This window comes from Paenibacillus sp. V4I3 (assembly GCF_030817215.1).
Lineage (GTDB): Bacteria > Bacillota > Bacilli > Paenibacillales > NBRC-103111 > Paenibacillus_E.
In genome coordinates this window covers 3087619-3108008 of the sequence record NZ_JAUSZA010000001.1, presented here as the reverse complement: position 1 = coordinate 3108008, position 20390 = coordinate 3087619, and the positions used below count along the sequence as shown (strand labels likewise).

General features: G+C 42.7%; 14 protein-coding genes. 1 reads left to right on the top strand and 13 read right to left on the bottom strand.

Annotated features, from left to right (window positions below):
- Window positions 1-9: 9 nt before the first annotated feature.
- The 8 genes from QFZ77_RS14310 to QFZ77_RS14275 all read right to left on the bottom strand — a co-directional run bounded on the left by QFZ77_RS14310 (window position 10) and on the right by QFZ77_RS14275 (window position 8914).
- Window positions 10-1314, bottom strand: coding sequence for an efflux RND transporter periplasmic adaptor subunit (locus QFZ77_RS14310; RefSeq protein ID WP_307440583.1), 1305 nt, complete (start codon window positions 1312-1314; stop codon window positions 10-12).
- A 12-nt stretch (window positions 1315-1326) separates the two neighbouring features.
- Window positions 1327-4431 (bottom strand): efflux RND transporter permease subunit, encoded by a 3105-nt coding sequence (locus QFZ77_RS14305; protein ID WP_307440581.1) that lies wholly within the window; start codon window positions 4429-4431, stop codon window positions 1327-1329.
- A gap of 110 nt (window positions 4432-4541) precedes the next feature.
- Window positions 4542-5942: a sensor histidine kinase gene (locus QFZ77_RS14300; protein WP_307440579.1), complete on the bottom strand. Its 1401-nt coding sequence runs from the start codon at window positions 5940-5942 to the stop codon at window positions 4542-4544.
- On the bottom strand, window positions 5939-6616 hold the full coding sequence (locus QFZ77_RS14295; RefSeq protein ID WP_307440577.1) for a response regulator transcription factor: 678 nt from the start codon (window positions 6614-6616) through the stop codon (window positions 5939-5941). The genes QFZ77_RS14300 and QFZ77_RS14295 overlap by 4 nt, the downstream gene beginning before the upstream one ends.
- A gap of 33 nt (window positions 6617-6649) precedes the next feature.
- Window positions 6650-7369 (bottom strand): 7-cyano-7-deazaguanine synthase QueC, encoded by a 720-nt coding sequence (queC, locus tag QFZ77_RS14290; protein WP_307440575.1) that lies wholly within the window; start codon window positions 7367-7369, stop codon window positions 6650-6652.
- A 52-nt stretch (window positions 7370-7421) separates the two neighbouring features.
- The gene (locus QFZ77_RS14285) at window positions 7422-8102 is read right to left on the bottom strand and encodes a 7-carboxy-7-deazaguanine synthase QueE (protein WP_307440572.1); all 681 of its coding nucleotides are present in this window, start codon (window positions 8100-8102) and stop codon (window positions 7422-7424) included.
- Window positions 8102-8575, bottom strand: coding sequence for a 6-carboxytetrahydropterin synthase QueD (gene queD / locus QFZ77_RS14280; protein WP_171640389.1), 474 nt, complete (start codon window positions 8573-8575; stop codon window positions 8102-8104). Before queD ends, QFZ77_RS14285 begins: the two co-directional genes overlap by 1 nt.
- Window positions 8576-8644: 69 nt before the next feature.
- A complete protein-coding gene (locus tag QFZ77_RS14275) occupies window positions 8645-8914 on the bottom strand; it encodes a hypothetical protein (RefSeq protein ID WP_307449508.1) in 270 nt (89 codons plus the stop codon).
- A gap of 212 nt (window positions 8915-9126) precedes the next feature.
- On the opposite strand from QFZ77_RS14275, the gene QFZ77_RS14270 reads away from it, so the two are divergent.
- Window positions 9127-9756: a nitroreductase family protein gene (locus QFZ77_RS14270; protein WP_307440568.1), complete on the top strand. Its 630-nt coding sequence runs from the start codon at window positions 9127-9129 to the stop codon at window positions 9754-9756.
- 67 nt (window positions 9757-9823) lie between these two features.
- Here QFZ77_RS14270 and QFZ77_RS14265 read toward each other — a convergent pair whose 3' ends face one another.
- The 5 genes from QFZ77_RS14265 to QFZ77_RS14245 form a co-directional block, all read right to left on the bottom strand.
- On the bottom strand, window positions 9824-10903 hold the full coding sequence (locus tag QFZ77_RS14265; RefSeq protein WP_307440566.1) for a hypothetical protein: 1080 nt from the start codon (window positions 10901-10903) through the stop codon (window positions 9824-9826).
- Window positions 10904-11009: 106 nt separating this feature from the next.
- Window positions 11010-11330, bottom strand: a complete 321-nt coding sequence (locus QFZ77_RS14260) for a hypothetical protein (protein ID WP_307440564.1) — start codon at window positions 11328-11330, stop codon at window positions 11010-11012.
- A 65-nt stretch (window positions 11331-11395) separates the two neighbouring features.
- Window positions 11396-12193 carry a Cof-type HAD-IIB family hydrolase gene (locus tag QFZ77_RS14255; RefSeq protein ID WP_307440563.1) on the bottom strand — a complete coding sequence of 266 codons (798 nt, stop codon included), beginning with the start codon at window positions 12191-12193 and terminating at the stop codon, window positions 11396-11398.
- Between the two features lie 115 nt (window positions 12194-12308).
- Window positions 12309-19265, bottom strand: a complete 6957-nt coding sequence (locus QFZ77_RS14250; protein ID WP_307440560.1) for a PKD domain-containing protein — start codon at window positions 19263-19265, stop codon at window positions 12309-12311.
- Between the two features lie 10 nt (window positions 19266-19275).
- Window positions 19276-20319, bottom strand: a complete 1044-nt coding sequence (locus QFZ77_RS14245; RefSeq protein ID WP_307440559.1) for an S-layer homology domain-containing protein — start codon at window positions 20317-20319, stop codon at window positions 19276-19278.
- Window positions 20320-20390: the final 71 nt, after the last annotated feature.

Genomic DNA, 20390 nt, shown 5'->3' with positions numbered 1-20390 from the left:
CGCTGATGTCTATTTGGCTGTTGGTGTTGTTGTCGGCTGCGGTTGTACGCTAGCACTAGCACTGTCTACTTTTTGTCCGTCTTTCAGAGTGTTCTGTCCGGCAGTAACCAATTTCTCGCCGTCTTTGACTCCTTCAATCACTTCTTGATACTCCCCGTTAATGCGTCCCAATTTCACTTTCCGTTTCTGATATTGGTCACCTTCCTGAACAAAGACGAAGGTATCCGACTCTTCACGAATGATGCTTAATGTAGGAATCGCAACCACTTGTTCTTCCGTTTCAGTCGTCAGCTGTACCATGAATCGATTACCAGGCTGCAGCAGATGATCGCTATTGGGAACTTCCAGTTCTAACGTGTACGTTTTTGTCGCCGCACTCATAATAGGTGCCAAGTAGCTCATTTTAGCTGTTCCTTTTTTATCAGGCGAATCCGGATTATAGTAAATGAGTTCTTGCTTTCCTTTAACAAGCAGGAAATTCGTTTCCGTAAGCTCGGTTTTGATTTTAATCGGATCTATCTGTTGGACTTGACCAACTTTCCCTGCCGCGGCAGCTACTGTTTGCCCAACCACTACGTTGAAATCGGTAAGAATGCCGCTACCTGGTGCCTTAACTTGATAGTTCTCTAAAGAACGAGTCGCATCTTCTAAAGATAGACTTGCTGATTCTGCCTGCGTTTGAATAGCTGAAATCGAATCCGAGTTATCAAAAGCTGAAAGCTTGCTCTGTGCAGCATCTAGATTCATCTGGGCGCTATCCATCGCTTGTTTGGATTGATCCACCTGATGCTGAACGGCAATGCCTGCATCATATTCATTACGAACTTTGTTGTATTCTTGCGCAGCATTCTTGAGGGCAGTTTGCGATCTAGTTACATTGTCCAACAGATCTTTTCGGTTATTTACTTTATTATCCCTTGCTTGCTGCAAGGATTCTTGAGCACTTCTTACAGAAAGCTCACTTTTCCTTTTGGCAGATAAGGCATCTTTATTATCAACAATGAAGAGTACTTCACCCTTCTCAACATACTCTCCTCGTTTTTTCAGCACTTCCGTTACTTCACCGTTGGCTTTCGAGACAACATCAAGCGTCGTTCCTGCCGCTACATCAGCAACCTGTTCGATCGGATTGCTAATTTTCTGCTTCTTTATGACATCTGTTTTAATCGCCCTTGGTGCTAACTGCACCGTTGCAGCCCCTTTAGCACCTGGAGCTGAACAGGCTGACGCCAAGACCGCTGCTGCGGTCAATAACACGATCACCCCCATCGAACGGGATTTGAATTTACGTTTCCGCGAACTATCGTTAATCATCTATGTGCCTCCTTATACCTCTAACATCGTTTTTTCGTTTACATTCTTACGATTGAATAGACGACCTATACGGTTCTTTATACTTTCAATCAATTCGTACACAATTGGTACGACAACTAGTGTCAATAGCGTAGAGGTAATCAAACCACCGATAACGACTACACCCAGTCCTTTACCGATTAATCCGCCTTCTCCAGAAATACCGAGCGCAAGAGGAACCAATGCCATAATGGTAGCTCCAGCAGTCATAATAATGGGACGAAGTCTTACTTTCCCCGCTTCAATTAGAGCATGACGTACCGTGTATCCTTCTTCGCGCAGCTGCTGAGCACGATCGATTAATACAATCGCATTCGTCACTACGATCCCAATAAGCATCAGGAAACCAATCATAGAGGTTACCGTTAACGGTTCTCTCGCTATGACAAGTCCGAGAAGACCCCCAATAACAGCAAGTGGTAAAGAGAACAAGATGGCGAATGGTGCACTAGCGTTTCCAAATGCCAAAACCATAATCAAGTAAACCACGAATATGGCGGCAGCCATCGCGATGAACAGCTGCATGAAGCTTTCATTCACATCATCCGAAACGCCAGTTATTTTGGGTGTCACGCCTTCAGGCAATTCGATATCTTTCATTGCGGCGCTGATTTTGGCACTCACACCAGTTTTGTCAGCTGAATTGATTTTTGCAGTTACTTTCACTAGCTGCTGCTGATCCTCACGTGCAAGCGAAGCAGCGCCTTTCGTTTCATTGACCTTAGCTACTTCCTTCAATAAAACCTTTGAACCATTTGATCCCGTCAATGGGATATTACCTAGTTTTTCTAACGTATCTTTGTCCGATTTGTCTAACGATACCGTTGTCGTATAAACGATATTATCGAATTTCATATCTCCTAGATTTTGCTTTTGAATCCAGGCACGTGCGGTATCACGAACAGTTGATGAGCTTAATCCGTATGCTCTCGCTTTTTTCTGATCCACAGTAATTTCTATTTCTGTTTTGGCATCACTCAGGTTATCTTCAATTTCACTAAGCTCCGTGAATGTATTTAGCTTCTCTTTAACCAAACCGGCTGCTTTCTCTAATTGAAGCTGATCCTCACCCTGCAGGGTATAGGCAAAGTCAGTCGATGATACACCGAAGTCACCTTCCATGGATTTAGGCTCTACTTCAGATCCGCTCGGCAGTTCAGAGAGAATATAATCTTTCATTTGGTCTTTCACTTGATTCGGATCAACCTTATCATTTACTTGAACAAAAATCTGTGAAGCATAAGGCGTTCGCTCATCGTCTTTGCCTGCATAACCGACTAACGCTTCAACGAATTTGAACACGGGCTCGCCATTGGAATCTTTCGTATCTAGCAAGACGGTTTCAATTTCTTTCGTTTTCGTATCCGTAGCCTCAAAAGAAGTTGCATACGGCATTTTTAACTGGAAGTACATCGTTGTCGCTGGCTTCGAGCTAGGCAAGAACGAAACCGATAGGAAAGGTACTGTCGCCGCAATGGTGACTACAAGCATAAGTCCTGAAATTAACAATGTTTTAATCCGATTTTTCAAACTCCACGTCAATGCCTTTTCGTAAAATGCTGTTAATTTGGTTGGCTTTGATTCATCATGGTGACCTTTACCCGGCTTGCTGCGAAGAACGAGCAATTTAGCAAGCATCGGAATAACCGTTAAAGCTACAATTAAGGAAGATAAAAGTGCGCAAGCAATGGTTAAGGCAAAAGGTCTAAAGAACCCTCCCACAACACCCGTTACCAAAGCAAGTGGAGCAAAAACCCCTACGGTTGCCAGAGTTGAGGACGTAATAGCCATCGAAACCTGCTTTGTTGCCAAGGCAATGACGGATTCTTTGCGTTCCTGCGCTTTTTCCAATGAAGCATATATGTTCTCGATAACAACGATGGAATCATCGACTACACGACCTACTGCGATAAAAATACCACCGAGTGTCATCGTATTAAGCGTTAAGTCTAATGTCGACATTAATAACAATGTGATCAAAATGGAAAGTGGAATCGAGACGAGAACAATGAGTGTCATCCGAATGTTCCTCAAGAAAATGAGAATCATTAAGGAAGCCAATATCGCCCCTACAACTCCTTCACGTACAAGTCCTGTGATGGACTCTTTAATTTGATCTGCACTATCATAAGTGTTTTTGAAAGTAATGTTCGGTAGGGTCGTTTCCCACTCATGAATCAGCTTCTCGATGGATCCTGAGAAATCAACCGCATTTGCACTACCTGCTTTGTACAAAATCATACCAATAGCTGGTTTGCCATCCAGTCTTCCATTGAAATCAGATTCCGTTATCGCCTTTACCTTGGAGACTTGATCCAGTGTTACGATATCTCCTTTAGGTGTAGTGATTTCGACCTGCTCCAAATCGTACAAGCTTGATAAATTACCAGTGACACGAGTCATCTTATTATTGCCGCTAATTTCTACATTACCGATCGGACTCTTCGTTGCGGCAGAATTAATAGCATTGCTCACTAGAGCCGGTGACAATCCATATACATCAAGCGCAGCAGCATCTAGCTCAATATCGAGCGATGTGCTTCTGGCCCCAATAACGTCCATATGGTCGATCCCTTTAATCCCTTCAAGACCCGGCTTGATTTTATCTTTAAAAGACTTGTCGAGCTCTGTTTGGCTTACCCCGTCCTTTGCATAAGCGACTAAGTAATTCGAAGGGAAGGATGCCGCACCAAAGGTGGAGGCTTTAGGCGCACCTGCCGTTGCTGGAAGAGAAACTTCAGCCAACATATCTTGAACGGCCTGTTTTTTCTTATCAATATCTACATTTTGTTTGAACATAATGATAATCATGGAGAAATTATCACTCGAAGTTGAAGTTATGGAATCCAGATCTTCAATGTTCGCTAGCTTCTCTTCAATCGGAGCCGTAATTTCATCCATGACATCCTTAGGCGCTCCAGTATAGGTAGTTGTTACAGCAACTACTGGAAAAGAAACGTTTGGCATGTTCTCTACTTTAAGCTGCGTGGATGAATAAAATCCGCCTACAAAAAGCATGATCATGATAATGAATAATGCCGAGACATTCTTCATGGAAAACTGTGTTAATCGATTCATTCCTGTACTCCCCTCATCAACTGATTACGTTTAAGATACATTCTGAATATGAACCCAATATGAACAAACAAAAAAACTTGGCATGAGGCATCCAAGTTTTTCATTCATTTTTATATTTTTTGGAGTAAATAGGTCAATATCGGTAGAGTGACCAAGAATAAAGTTCCTTTACCTTGTTCGCTTTGAACCTCAACCGAACCTTCGTGCATATCGATAATTTTCCTGGCGATAGCAAGCCCGAGCCCGCTTCCACCATCACGCTGCCTAGACTGATCTACTTTGTAGAATCGATCAAATATTCGTCCTTGATCTTCTTCTGGAATCCCAATCCCATTATCTTGAATCCATACCTGTACACGATCTCTTAGAGGAACAAGTTTCACGTAAATGTGTCCATTTGGAGGCGTAAATTTGACTGCGTTTCCAATTAAATTCATCCAAACCTGATTTAATTGATCCGCATCCGCCGATATTTTCACTCTTGGTAAAGACAAATCCATATCAAGCTGTTTCTCTGACCACTGGGGTTCATAAAAAACAACAATTCTACGCAGCTGTTCATCTAGATCGTATGTGGTGGGGTGAAAAGGATGATGTTCCGATTCCAGAGAGGCTAGCTTCAATAAATTATCACTGAGGCGAGATAACCGCTCACTCTCACGTTCAATGATTTCCAAGTAACGTCCACGCTCTGACTCGTCAATTTCTGAACCCCTTAGTGCCTTGGAAAAGCCTCGAATCGACGTTAGAGGGGACTGGATTTCATGGGAAACATTCGAAACAAAGTCTTGCCGCATCTGCTCCAGCTGTTTCAGTTCGCCAGCCATATGATTAAAGCTTTGAGCTAGCTGCCCTAGTTCATCCTTTTGCTTCACAGAAACATGCACATTGAAATTACCTCGAGCTAACCGTTCCGTAGCCAATGTCAACTTCTTTAGTGGATTTACCAGATAGCGAGATGCGATGAGAATGAGCAAGCTGCCGACAATAAGTACGATGAGAAGTACAGTAATGACAGCTGTCTGCACTTGACGACGAGCTGCCTCGGAGAAGTTTGGATGAATGAAAAGGGCAAAAGTTTTGCCATCAACTTGGAGAGGCAGTCCTACCTTAACCCGATTGAATGGATCTTTGGGCATCCCATAGTCCAGGCTTTTATAAACGCTGCCATTTAGAACATAGGCCACTTCCGACGCTTCAATAAGAGGATTCCCTTTTTTGTCAAAAGAAATCGCCGTCGCCGGCTCACCGTTTTCGTAAAATAAAGTCAAGATGTAGTTATCATTCAATCGGTTGCTACCTGTCACAAAAGAATCAAGATTTTTCGGCTGAATGTCTTCACTCAACGTGACTAGCTGCCGGCCTATCGCGAGCATATCTGCTTGAAATTCCGTGGTAATCAGATTTCTGAAAAAGACCGTTGCCAGCGGAAAGGCGACTGACACACTAACCACAACAATGGTCAGAAATGTCAGCACAACGCGCAGATAAAGCGACCTAATCTTAATCATGGCTTCACCTCGAGCCTGTATCCAAGTCCGCGAATAGTCGTAATACGAAATTCTTCCGTCAGTGATTCAAACCGCTCGCGCAAACGTTTAACATGCACATCAACCGTTCGGTCATCACCTTCATAATCCATACCCCAGATCTGCTCAATAAGCTGCGTACGTGTGAAGATTTGGGCAGGATAACTGGCAAGCTTATAGAGAAGCTCGAACTCTTTTAAAGGAAGAGCCAATCGTTGATCCTGTAAACGGACTTCAAATGCTGTACGATCAATAATCACATTACCAAGTGTGATCGTTTGAGAAGCGTTGATCCGATAACGTTTAAGCAAAGCTTTTACACGCATCACCAACTCCACGGGGTCAAAAGGCTTCACAAGATAGTCATCCGTGCCAAGCTGAAAGCCCTTCACCTTGTGGACAGACTCGCTTTTGGCTGTCACCATTAGGAGAGGCAAATCTGCATATTGCGCCCTTAATTCGCGACAAAGTTCCCAACCGTCCATCAAAGGCATCATGACATCCAATACGACTAAATCCGCCGGTGTTGTTTCAAGCATGCTGAGCGCTTCTTGTCCATTGCTTGCCTGCATGACCGTTAAGCCTTCTCCAGCCAAATAAACGCGAATCAGCTCTCTGATATCTGCGTCATCATCCACCACCATGATTCTGGTCACGAAACGCTCCGCCTTTCTTCAAGCAGGAAACTTTTATGATAGATACGGGATTGGATCTTTTGAACCCGCCTCTTCAAAACCTTTCAACCGTAAACGGCAGCTGTCACAAACACCGCAAGCTTCCGCTTTTCCATTGTAACAAGACGTAGTTAACTCGTAAGGAACGCCGATCTTCAAGCCTTCTTGCACAATTCGAGCCTTGGTCCAATCAATGAGCGGGGTTTCAATCGTGATCCCTTTTCCTTCAACACCGACCTTGGTCGCAAGGGCAATCACTTCTTCAACTTTATGAATAAATTCCGGACGACAATCCGGATATCCACTGTAGTCGAGGGCATTCACTCCGATATAGATGGCTTCTGATCCCGTTACTTCTGCATAAGAGGTAGCAATGGAAAGGAATAGCAAATTGCGTCCAGGTACATACGTCACTGGGATTTCAGATTCCTCTGACCCTTCCGTTAATCCATCCACAACATTAGGAACATCAATGTTATCATCCGTTAATGCGCTGCCGCCGAAATCGCGCAAGAAATCTAGCTTGATGATCTTATGACGACCACTGACCCCATAATGCTCAGCGACTTGCTTGGCATTCTCGATTTCGATTTTATGACGCTGACCATAGTCAAAAGAAATCGGATATAGCTCGTATCCTGCTTCTTTGGCAAGTCCCATGCACGTTGTACTATCTAATCCGCCACTTAGAATGATGACGGCTCTTTTCTTATTTTCGTTGCTTACGTTCATCATAGACACCTCTTTTTCTTCATGTGAAAAATGGATAAATCAGTAGATACGCGCTCTAAACGCCGCGCATCGCTGGATCCCAAATGATCTTATGCAGCTGCAAGTTCAGCTTCACCTTGGACAACCCTGCGTCAAGCATATGCTCGACGAGCTTGCGCGGCGGCATGGTCTCCCACACCGGGCTGAACATCGGCAGCGCCTTCGTCGGATGCTGCTCAAGCACTTCCACCGCGGTGCGGAAGTCGTGTTCGCTGCCGATGACGAACTTCAACTCGTCCTGCTCGCGCAGCAGGGCGAAATTGCTCATGATCATCTGCCCCATCTCGCCTGAGTCGGGCAGCTTAAAGTCCATGATGTATCGCACCTTCGGCGATGCGACACGCTCTACAAACAGTGCGAGATCGATCGCGCCGTTCGTCTCGATATGCAGGTCATCGACCTGCTCCAGCTCTGCGAGCGCGTCGATTAACGCGAGCGACTTCTCGCCGTACAGGAGCGGCTCGCCGCCGGTAAGGCAAATATGCCGGGAGCGGTACGTCTGGACCTTGCTGACAATTTCAGTAATGGTCATGACGTTCTCCGCTTCCGCGGGCGGGTAGCTGTACTTGGTGTCACACCAGGTACAGCGCAGGTTGCAACCAAAAAGACGGACGAAGACCGTCGGGAACCCGGCACGGGTCCCTTCGCCTTCAACCGTCTCGAAGATCTCGACCATCGGAATGCGGATATCTCGCATTACACATCCTCCTCCATCATCGAGCGTGTGATGGCCGCATAACTAGTCGGCGTTTCCCACAGCCGGATTTCTTCCAGCATGATCGCTGGATAAAGTTGTTCCTCAAGCAAAGCTTGATGAATTTCCTCATACATCCAGACGACCATATTTTCAGCGGTTGTATTCATAGCAGGCAGCACATCATTCAAATATTTATGGTCCAATCGGTCAACGACACGTTCTTTTGCAATACGTTTAATATCACCAAAATCTATAGCGATCCCCCGGCTATCCACTTTTCCGCGCATAATAACTTGCAGCTTATAGGTATGTCCGTGCAGATTTTTACATTTCCCTTCATAACAATGCAAATGATGCGCACTGTCAAACGTAAATTCTTTGGAAATCAAAACGGATTTATGATGATATTTTAATTGGTTCTCTTGGATGTCACGCCCCAACATTTGCACATCTCTGGGGATATCATAGCTCATATCTATCACCTCATAATTATGAAAAAAACAGTACTCTACATTCTATCACGAAGAGACCGTTTTTCACAATCAATCTTGCTGTTTTCGTCTTCCCTTTTGAGACCAGTCCAAATGACCGCGAATCTCCTGAATCCGTTCATTCTCATTACGTAAATCCGATTCAATTAGAGCTGTAAGACTTTCAATTTGATCAACCACAGTATCGGGAAGTTCAACCTCTTCAACTGATTTTACAATATAAAGCAAACATTGCAGCGTCTCATCCATAAGGCTCTTCTTCTTGCCGGTGAGGACAACTTCTGATAAAAATATAAGGTGACTCAGCTCTTTTTGCGTCATTTTCAAGAGGAACATCCCCTTTCTTGCTTCCATTATCCAACATTTTCCGACATCGCGAAAGACTCTCTTGACAACTTAAACTATAACATTTATGATTACAGTAATTGTTATTTGTTGGTTAACTGATTGATTTTTTTTCAAATGCTAAAAACGAATGCTTTTAAGCAACGGAAACACACTAAAAAGAATTTATAACCTTGGAGGGAAACCTAATGAGTACAGAAGTTAAATCCGAAGTTTTGAAAGTTTTAGAAGACCGTCATTCCGTAAAGCAATATCAAGCTGGGCACAAAATGCCGAAAGCCGATCTAGAACAGCTGCTGACGTCTACGTCGCAAGCACCATCTTCATGGAACCTTCAACACTGGAAGCTTCTCGTTATTGAAGATCAAGCTCAAAAAGAGAAATTGCACCCTATCGCATATGGACAAAAGCAAATCGTGGAAAGCTCCGTTGTTATCGCTATTCTGGGCGACCTTGAAGCTAATAAAAATACTGAACTGGTTTTCGGCCCGGCTGTGGAAGCTGGTCACATGTCAAAAGAATTGTATGACACTCTTGCCGCTCAAATCGAAGGCGCATATCAATACCCACAAGTTGCTCGTGACGAAGCTATTCGTAACGCATCCTTAGCTGCTATGCAGCTTATGATTGCTGCTAAAGCACTTGGCTATGACACATGCCCAATGGGTGGTTATGATGCTGCTAAATTCGTTGAAGCTTTCAACGTTCCAGCACGTTATGTACCTGTTATGCTGATTAGCGTAGGTTTGGCTGCTACTCCAGCAAGATCCGCAGGACGCTTTTCCTTAGATCAAATCACTGTTTCCAACACTTTTTAATTAAACAGAAAGGCATGACTTCCATCTATTATGGAAGTTCATGCCTTTTTTTTCATTTGGTGCTAGCTCAATGATACTGATCCGTTTCGAACCAAATTTCATCAATTAGCTTATTTCTATACAGCATGGATACATTGAACGTTTCATACTCTTTTTCTTTATCCAACTCTTCAAGCAATAATGTCGCAATGAGCTCTCGATCATCCGAATCTCCTGGCTCGCGGAAATCAATGAATCCTGTTAGCTGACGAGAACTAATGTCCACCGTTGCAGTACCAATAGGCAAACCACCATAGGATTGCTGATAAATTTCATATGTGAGTGTATCGCCATCATCTCTAGCCAAATGAATCGTGTAATCCTCTGGAGAAAGAGACATTGTATCTTCTTCTACGTCATCAACCAAATCTAATAAATCAATGTGCGTTAATTCCACCGTATCTACGGTTTCCCCATTATAGATCATGTTGAAAATAAACGAATCCGTTTCATCCTCATTGAAATCTTCGACGATGAGCTCCGAAACCCTATCCATTTCCTCATCAAAAGGATCGAATCTCCATGTTATATCTCCAATCACATCAGTACCATACATATGAAGAGTAATTTCAGCAATAAGCTCCGAGTCGTTATCATAAACATGATAATCCACACGGTTTCTACTTTCACCTACAATAACAAGTTCATAGTCCTGTTGATTCTTGCGTTCCTGAATCATATCCATTTTATCCGGAGCATTCTCTGAATCGATGTCATCGAATCTGGTTTCGTCCCTTACCCATTCATAATCCACTTCATCGTCATGTTCGTGACGGGTGTACGAATGCGAGTCACCTTCAAGCATGGTAGGCTCTAAGGCATGATCTGACGCGATAACGAAATCATAATCACTATAACTAACTAAAACCTCACACTCTTCAATAGCCAGTGCATCAATGACATTCTGAATGTACGACTGAACGAATTCATACACCTTCTGTTTGTCCATGATCGTAATGGACTGCTGCTCCAGATGAATCGAGCCTTTGAGTCGATCCGATTCCCTGTAGACTAGCGTTAACGTACCGACAAACTTCCCATTGTACATAATATCGCAGACTTCTCCGCCTGCCGTTTTCAGGTCGGGTCTAAGCATAATATCGGCCACGACTTTACTCGCCTCCTCTACAGATCTTATGATTCTTCTGTAGATTGTCCCAACATCGTCCAAATTATGAGTATTCAGGATAAACTAAAAAGGACAGTTCCCCGCGTCATGGAGCGACAGACATATATTCCGCACTGTATAATGAATCTAAATCGATATATTTGGTTCCGTTTAATGGTATAACAATCGTCGTTATTTTTTCTACTGGAGTTGCTGGAATTGCTGGAGTAGCTGAAGGAGTTACATAAGGTGTTTCAATGTTTGCATACCCCTGCTGAGCAGGAGCCACCATAAAAGGTACAGCCATAATCGCCGTACTAGCAATTGCCCCTATTAATTTCTCCCTTTTACTATAAGCTTTCTTCGCTTTCCCCATCTTTACACCACCGATATCAATTTTTCTTTCTCTTATTCTACCATGCGTCATAATATGGAAGAACCCCATAAACGACAAAAACCCTCGAAAACCGAGGATTTTGTCGAATTTTTATATTATAAACAGTATTTCAAGATAGCCTCACGTACACCCTCGTCGTTATTAGAGGAGGTTACCGCATCCGCTGCTTCTTTCACGCCCTCAGGCGAATTCTCCACAGCAATGCCGAGTCCGGCAAATGCCATCATTTCCAGGTCATTGTAATAATTCCCGATAGCCATGATCTCACTAGGATCAATCTCTAATGAAGCAGCCAAAGCTTTCAAAGCATTGCCCTTATTGGCCTTTGCACTCATCACATCAATAAAGAGGTCGCCACTGCGAATCATCCGTAAATGACCGTATAGCTTCTGTTCTTCCCATTCCTCTTGAACGCGATCCAACTCATTTTGGCTAAAAAGTGTAAATTTCACAATCGGCAGCTCCAGCTCCGAGACATCTGTTACGAGTTTGGGGTTGATCAGAAACTTTTGGTACATCTGTTTTTCATACTCACTGATCCGTTCAATATACATGTTAAAAGAGGTACATACATCGAAATGAATACCTTTTCTCCGCACATAATCCAACATAGGCTCAATTTCAGGAAGCGTAAAAGCAAACTCATTCACCAACGTCTGACCCCGTTCATCCGCGTGAACTGTCGCCGCGCCATTATGCGTAATCATCGTTCCCTCAAGCCCGAGCTGCCCAAGAATTGGCAGCGTGCTAGCTGGAGCTCTTCCCGTACATAGCACAATGTGACACCCTTGATCATGTACCTCCTGAATCGTTTCAATCGTGCGTTCTGTTAATTCATGCTCATCATTTAAAAGAGTTCCGTCTACATCAAGTGCAATTAATCGATATCTCAAGATTTTCGCTCTCCCTTATGCTTCGCCTTTTTATCGACCTATTGTACCATAGGAAGACATTGGATTCATCGAATTTACATAAAAAAGACAGCTATCCGAAGATAACTGCCTCCAATTATTGAACCCTATGAACTCCGACTGATTTATTGACATTGCCAATGATTTGGACAGGAATGTCCTCTGTTTTCACAACACCGTTGTGGTATCGAATTTGAAAATGAATGGTTTGCAGTCCTTGAGGCAAGCCCTCCGCAAATGACTGGAATTTCGCATCAAATAGTTCTCCGCTAAAAGAGGTCGCATCCCCTCCTGATGCAACTAAACGCTCAGACACATAAAGCGCATGCCCATCTAACCCTGTCGTATCAATCCAAGCTGTCACTTCGTCTACAGGAGCAGGTGAACTCTTGCTAGAAACTATGAAAATTTCCCCAGAGTAGAAATCCTTAGGTGCCGAAACCGTTTGGTGACCGCTCTTTTCATGCAAAATCAGCCAGTTGTCTGTATAAGTTACATCCGAATGAATCGTCAAGGGCATCGCAGCAATCATTTTGATTAAGGTATTAGAAAGACGTCCATCTGATACGGTTAACGACACCTTATACATACCAGGCTTTAGGAAGCGATGAGAAATATCCTTAGTAGAAAAAGTGAAAGTAACCCCGTCAGGCTGCACTAAGTTCCACGCATAGGTTAGAACATCACCATCTAGGTCGAAAGAGGTATTCATACTTGTCACTACATCCCCCTCCCAAACCGGCTTTGGATTCCAGTCAAATTCAGCTACAGGCGCTCGATTGATATAGAACCATGTTTGCGCTGAATAATCAGACCAAGTAACCCCATCAAATACTCTAACTCTGACGCGGAGTTTTTGACCAGCTGGAAGTTCCTGATTAACCATCCAACTCCCCACGTTAGAAACCGTTCCTTGGTAGAACTGCCCTGAGTCCAGCAACAGTACATCGTTAGCCTCATTGGTAATTTGCATTTGGAAATAAGTGAAGGTTGTACCCGGATCAGGATCGGTTTGGCTCCACTCAAAGGTAGGCCGCAGCTCAGAGAAAATGGTAGGAGCAGCTTGCGTCCCGCTTGGAATCGTCATGCTGGCTACTGGCGGTCTATTCGTTGTGAACCAACCAGAGTTTGACCATTCTGACCAATATCTTTCATCATGAACTCTTACTTGAACTTGGAAAGGGCCATTTTGATCTTGGATGTACGGAAGATAAAACCACTCTGTAGCATGAGTATTCCAAGTAGTAGCGCTTGTATAGTAATCACAGTCGTTCCAAGAGTTACTTTCGCTATCATAACTACAGAAGTGTGCATAGTTACCGTACCTTTGAGCATCGTACACATAACCATATTGAGTATACTGAATTTGAACACCATTAGCGTCTAAAATACGGTATTGGAATGTACGGTATTCCGTAGGAACATCTGCATCACTCTGATTCCAAGAAGGTTTCAAAATTCCAGAAGTAATAGGTGTAGGACTAGACTGCGTGCCATTCGGATATGTCAAAGTTGCGGCTGGAGGGAAGCCTTTTGCAAAATATCTCTCAGACCAGCCTGACCATTCCCCTTTTTCATCCTGAACTCTAATTCTCACCTTATATGTTTGATTAGGCTGTACGGTCATCGGGTAGGAATAATTCAACGAAACAACGTTACCATCACTAAGCGAATTATGCGTTCTAGCAGCAACAGGGTTATTCTGACTAACCCATTGATATTGCGGGTTATTGTAGTAGTTGTAATAGTAGTATTGCACGTCTATTTCCGAGCGTACAATTCGGCTATCAGCATCATAATCTATCGCATTCCAAGTAAATAAAGGATTACTCCCTGCTGATCCAGACGGATTATTCATATCCGTACTCGTATGGCTCGTGATATCAACGAAAGGCGCATGATTCACAGGTGGTGCATCTAGCCACAATATAGCTTCTGCCCAATCAGACCACGTACCGTATTCATCTTTAACTGCTACCCTAAACGTATAAGCCCCCATTTCTTTTACTCTCGTTAATTTTCCATTTACAGTTGTACCATCTGGCTTTATGTACTCATATCTTCGCTCAATAATTCCTCGAGAAGCCGAATAATCAATGCCAGTTGGTTCCGTAGAGTAAGTCCAGTTGTTTAACCAACGATCAGGATCATAGCTCTGATCATCGTAAGTAACGTTATAATAAATATCTTGATTTACATTCAAAACCCCTATAGGTCTTCGATGGATCAATACATTTCTAGAATACGGGTCAGATTCAGACAGGTACTCAGCAAAGGCTGAATTCGGATATTTAAAGCCAACAGGTGTAGGATCATCTGCACCAATAAAGGTTAATTTATAAACCCCTACCTTATCCAGTGTTTTTATCGGATCTCCATTAATTGTTTGATTATTGTAAGCAGAAAGTCCACTTTTACCATCCCCCGAATCTAAAAATTTCGTAGAGTTCGTATGCTCGTACTTCCATTTATCCTTACTAATCAAATGATCATCACTTTCAGGATCCATAAACTCCGTAGAGTACGTCAGTTCTTCTCCCGCAATGCCGGTATCGCTAATTTTATTGTTATCTACAATTGGTACTTTGACATAGAAGTTACGGAAGTGAGAACCATATCCGCCAATGAAAAACCCATAAGTACCTTCTGTTAATGTAAGATCGGTTACTTCCATTATAGGAACTGTACCCATCCGCACCTTAATTTTTCCACCTCTAACACTAACCTTCATGTTGTTAAAAGAAGTTGTAGACAACCAGACTGGCGTTGACCGTAACTCGGTACGCATACCACCAACGAGCTTCGATAAGCTTATTTTGTTTGTTGTAAACTCTAATCGATACATCGTATTGTTATCCGCTGCCCTGAAGATTAAACCAGAAGGAGCATTCACATTCGTATTCACACTTGACTGTAAGAAATCGAACACGTAATCTGCGTCTGCAACACTCGTATCCTTCTTCATGGTTTGACCAATTTCCGCTAAAGCGTAGCTAGAAGGAATAGTCGTTCCACCATTTATCTTATAGTTGTAGAATTTACGTTCAGATTGACTATCATCTTCATCATAGTGAGAAACATAGCTGCCTACACTACAAGGAGCGCAAGACGTCCACTGGAAGTTCCATCTTCTCAACTTGTAATGCTCTTCTTGAAGAACGACTTGAAACTCTCCATCTGCACTTAATCCCGCCGAGGATACCGTATATCTAAATCTCTCTTGAAGAGTTTGTTCGTGTGAGAAGGTATTAGTTGGTCTTGTTCCTTTGGTCGTATATGAAGCGAGTTGGTTTGCATACTTATCGGCAACTACGATTTTGTTCATCCCATCAACGATATAGACATATCCATCAGCCGATACAGAATAATTCACATCTATTAAAGTTGAACTATCGCTATCTGAACCGTCCCCTCGTATTACGCTTCCATCCTCACTCCTTGAACGATTATTGAAGTAGATATCCTTGTATATTTCTATCTTTTTAGTAACACCCGTTTGTTTATTGTAAGATACAAAGTATTCACTAACTGTTCCTGCTCGGTTACTGATAGAACCCCAACTCCCAGAACTATATGTATCCGTAGTTAAATTCATTGGTTGCTCTCGATATAGATATACTTCTGAGTCCTCATAAATGCCTGTTAGAGTAGGTGCAGGAGTTATAGTATTAGCAGGTACTTCTAATCCAGTCTCTACGTCAAGCCAAGTAGTCACTACACACCAACATCCATAGGAATAGGTGCCTCCAAGTGATACCTTAGTTCCATCATTATTTAATTTCAAGTTAGCGTGAGGTGATCTTACGCCACTTTCACTAGATGAACAGTCGCCAGAACAACCATCATAATTGTATTGACCAGAACGACTCCAAGATATTACACCATCAGCAGTTTTACGATAAATAGTCCACGTCTCACTATAATCATTATCATTATAATATCCGGAATTGAAGTCTACCGAATACGCTCCACCTTTAGCATCATAAGCTAGGAACTTTCCTGGGTTATCAGGTGTAGGTTTATTAGGGATATACTTTTGTTGACTATAATCGTATGTGTTTCCCAACCCTCCATCTATCCTAGTATTAGTCCCGTCAAAAAATGGAATGGAACCAATAGAACCAACTCCATATCTGTTACCCAAAAATTGTGTATTAAATAACTGAGGAACTGGGAAGGTATGCCAAGCGTTATAGGTTGTTTTTTGGTACTGTTCAGGAGTAATCGTTAATCCAGTGGCAGGGCCATTGAAAGGCTGTTTACCATAATGAGCTGTTAATCCACTAGAAGCAGTATTGTAAGTAAATCCAATATCCTTCACTTTATTCAAATTAGGATTAGTTAAAGATGAACCTTGCCACTGACCCCCATATGCCATTAGCATTTCATTTTCCGATGTTGTATGAAACATAGGAGGTTCTGGATTCGCGCTTGTGACAGTAAATGAAACTTCGGGAGAATCATTTTTGATATCAACCACATAGCTTCTGGTATTCGTTAAACCCCAATCCTCCTTTGTTTTTACCGTTAATTTATACTTGCCTACCTTAGGAGTTGTAAGAATAGCCGGCCCACCAACGGATATCGGTATATTTAACGGCATATGATCATTGAATATTCCATCATCATTGCTATCGTAAACATATGTAATAGACGTTTCTACGATTACATCTCCGTCAGGACTATACGACATATCCCTAAACGGGACAATTCCTCTTACCGCAAAGATAGGTAGGTTGATAACAGCTACTGGGGGCTTATCCTCGACTACATTAATATTTTTAATAGCTATGTTTTCAGGCAAGCTGCGTACCCCGTAATTATCCTTGACTTCCAGGGTTACCGTCTCTATACCAACATTCGGATAAACGGGGAGATTATTCGTCCAGAAATACTCCGTTATCGTTCTGTTTCTAGCTGGTTTGCTGCACGCTCCATTAATCGCGTTAGCTGGTAGAGGACGGTTTTGTACGACACGGTTTGGCACGTTAATACAGGGAATTGGCTCCGGGCGCATGACTGTTATTGTTGCATCCTTTTGCGTACAAGCTCCCTTATCATCACACATTTTCGCTGTTATCGTATGGTCTCCGGCTGTTGATGCCGTCAGCCACGTAAGTTTATCCTCTCCCTTTAGATAACCCATAGAAGGAAAACTCTTAATCCAAGTACTTGAGCTACTTGGAAACAACCACTCAAAAGTTACGATATCATCGTCAGGATCGTAGTGATTAGGAGCAATTTCTGGCAACAACCTTACATTTAATTTATCACCAACAACAACCTCTGCAATTGGTGTGCGGCTGTAGTAATCATTATCGGGAAACCAACCGATTTCGAACTGAGGAGGTCTATTGGGAGGTTTAGGACCAACCGTAAACTTACCTTCGTAGAAATAGGAAGTTCCTCCACAACTATCCTCAAGCTTGTATTCTATTACCACTTCGCCGCTTGTAATATTGCCTGGATAACCCGTAAAACCCATCATCCCATAAGCAAAAATGGACATATCACTCACAGAAGTACTACTTAACGAACTCCAACCGTATTGAATATATGCACCTGTAGTTTGGGATAAAATGAACCTTCCTTGAACAGGGGTACAGCCAGAAGGAATCGTCCAGTCTGCTTTAATGAGGTTGGAATCTTTCCAAGGAATTGAGGGCTTGTCGGCTGAGGTAGTTCCGTTAAAGTTTCCACCGCTTGGTGTACAGCTGGCTTGGGGAGTAATGATCTGAGTAAGTATGTTATTGCTGGAACTCGCTTCGGGGATATCGTCATTGGAATCTAGATTCATGGTGATGCTCTTCATGCTACTGAATGTATACGGCACTGATTCGGTTATCGTCTGACCTGCACCTAATCCTGAGGAATAAGTAAATGTCTTGAACACCGTGCCATCAGCAGCTAGAGTCACACTGAAGGAATCACCATTTGGAATTGCAACGCCAATATTTTTAAATTTGATTGTAATATTTACGTTTACGTTTTGTGGCACACAGGCTCCGGCATCAATTGATACGTAAGCTAGATCTGCTTTTACTGGGGCAGTATAAGAAACGTCTATAGACATTTGATACTTATACGTTGTGCCGCTCCAAAGTCCGATAGCGAACATTTCATAGTTACGCGACAAACCACCAGAGCCATCAGAGTCGGGACTATCATGAATCTGGTTAGCGGGTACAGTGCCGTCTAAAAGCATCATAGTGCGGATCATACCAGTTCCAGCAAAATCACCTTTACCATAAGCTAAGGGTGTTGCACCATACCCCGCACTCGGCTTTTCAGCACCAATTATGGAAATACTATTTTGATCTAACTTATCCGGATCAGTTATATCTGCATCAAGACCACTCAAACTAACTGAAGATTGATTTAAGTACCATTTAGTGGCCCGAGACACTTCATATGCTGTGGTAACAGCATAGCCCTCTTTACCGTAATCAGCTTCTTTATCGCCACTAGCACCATTAGTCCTGTATAGGGGTGACTGAAAGGAGTAACGTAAGTCAGGTCCAAAAGTGCTAGAGTCACCATAATTAAAATTGTCAACTAATGTGTATCTTTTTCGCCCCCACAATGGGATAGCTCCCGGATACGGGGAAGGGTTTCCACTAGCACCATCGAACTCAACTGGAATAGTCTTCGAGCCCTTGTGTTCCCATATTTTACCGGACGGTTGACGATAAATTTGATGCATTGGATTTGTCTCAGACTTGCCATAAACAGTGCTGCTCCCACCAGCTAAACTGGTCAAAGTTATAGTGGTTGCTGTAAATGAAGCATTACCACCAGAACCACCTTGATTATTTAAAGTAACCCCAGTGATCGTCCCACCAACAAGTGAAGTGACATCCTTAGTGAATGTCTTAGTTCCGGACGAAGAAAACTGGGCAGCAACAGATGATGCGCTATAAATTCCTTGTTCGAAATTATAATACAATGTAATAGATGAGGCGGCGGCTTTGGCACCTCCTGGGTCAAAGATTGGCAATAATAACTCAATAAATATTAGAAACAACATTGCCCTGTGAAGAAATTTACGGAACATGTTCACACCCCTACTTAATTGCTAAGATTGTATCAGTATTTAAAATATTAAACACAATTCCAAGATTAGCAATTCGATTAGGAAGTGCGTAGGCTACATAACCCTCGTTAGTCTGAGGTTTATTAAATTTCATCCACCGAGTCAATGCCTGTTCGGACATCAAAAGATAATTTGAAGTGTCCAACTGTTTTAATACTTGAGAAGGAAACATATCTGGCGCTCCCACACCAGCTTCAGTAACAAATACAGTGAAGTTTGCTAAAATAACTTTGTTGTCAGTTTTACTGGTTGTTGGCTCCCAAGTACGCATATCGATTAGCTTCATGTAAGGATCATCTGGATCAGCAGGATCGGCTACGATAAGTTTATTCAACCTTACAGTAACTCCCTCAGCATAATTCCAAGTAGTTCCAATCTCCTTCGCTTTCAAACTAAGCATTGTACCTACATTGCTGCCTGTCGCAGCTATCTCAGCAGAACTTGCAGCATACTTATCTACCGGTAATTTCTCACCCTTTTTAGCTGACAAGATACGTTCAATTATCGTAATCGCCTGTGCTCGAGTACTAGTACCATAAGGCGCTAAATCTGTCGTACTAACACCATGAATCAACCCTAATTTAACAGAATCAAGCATTGACCCCTTCAGAGACTTATCCACACTCCGAGCACTTAACATAGCCATTTCAAAGCGTTGAAGTGGCTCATTATATCTTTCCGGAAATTCCACTGGGATAACATTTAACTCCTTCAGCTTGTTAACATAAGGAACGTACCAATCATTCCCCTCAACCTTTTCTACTTTTTCACCTGCTGCAGAAGATAACATTTTGATAAACTCTGCTCGGCTAATCGGTAAATCCGGTTTAAAACTTCCATCATCATAGCCATCCACGTATTTCTTTTCAACGGCTGTTTGAATAGACAGCTCTGCCCAATGCTGAGATGTATCCATGAACTTGATGGGGCTTTGTGCTGAGGAGTTAATCGCATCATACCCGATGGATGCTGTGCATAGTACCGTACATAAAATAATTGAAAACCTTTTTCTCATAATAATCCCCTTTTTCTATTGGTCATCAGTAGTATCGCATAACATAAAAAACCGCCCAGCAATCGCCTAGC

Excerpts from the sequence above, each read along its gene's own strand:
- QFZ77_RS14310 (WP_307440583.1), bottom strand. The coding sequence starts at position 1,314 with ATGATTAACGATAGTTCGCGGAAACGTAAATTCAAATCCCGTTCGATG.
- QFZ77_RS14305 (WP_307440581.1), bottom strand. The coding sequence starts at position 4,431 with ATGAATCGATTAACACAGTTTTCCATGAAGAATGTCTCGGCATTATTC.
- QFZ77_RS14300 (WP_307440579.1), bottom strand. The coding sequence starts at position 5,942 with ATGATTAAGATTAGGTCGCTTTATCTGCGCGTTGTGCTGACATTTCTG.
- queC (WP_307440575.1), bottom strand. The coding sequence starts at position 7,369 with ATGATGAACGTAAGCAACGAAAATAAGAAAAGAGCCGTCATCATTCTA.
- QFZ77_RS14285 (WP_307440572.1), bottom strand. The coding sequence starts at position 8,102 with ATGCGAGATATCCGCATTCCGATGGTCGAGATCTTCGAGACGGTTGAA.
- queD (WP_171640389.1), bottom strand. The coding sequence starts at position 8,575 with ATGAGCTATGATATCCCCAGAGATGTGCAAATGTTGGGGCGTGACATC.
- QFZ77_RS14275 (WP_307449508.1), bottom strand. The coding sequence starts at position 8,914 with ATGACGCAAAAAGAGCTGAGTCACCTTATATTTTTATCAGAAGTTGTC.
- QFZ77_RS14270 (WP_307440568.1), top strand. The coding sequence starts at position 9,127 with ATGAGTACAGAAGTTAAATCCGAAGTTTTGAAAGTTTTAGAAGACCGT.
- QFZ77_RS14260 (WP_307440564.1), bottom strand. The coding sequence starts at position 11,330 with ATGACGCATGGTAGAATAAGAGAAAGAAAAATTGATATCGGTGGTGTA.
- QFZ77_RS14250 (WP_307440560.1), bottom strand. The coding sequence starts at position 19,265 with ATGTTCCGTAAATTTCTTCACAGGGCAATGTTGTTTCTAATATTTATT.
- QFZ77_RS14245 (WP_307440559.1), bottom strand. The coding sequence starts at position 20,319 with ATGAGAAAAAGGTTTTCAATTATTTTATGTACGGTACTATGCACAGCA.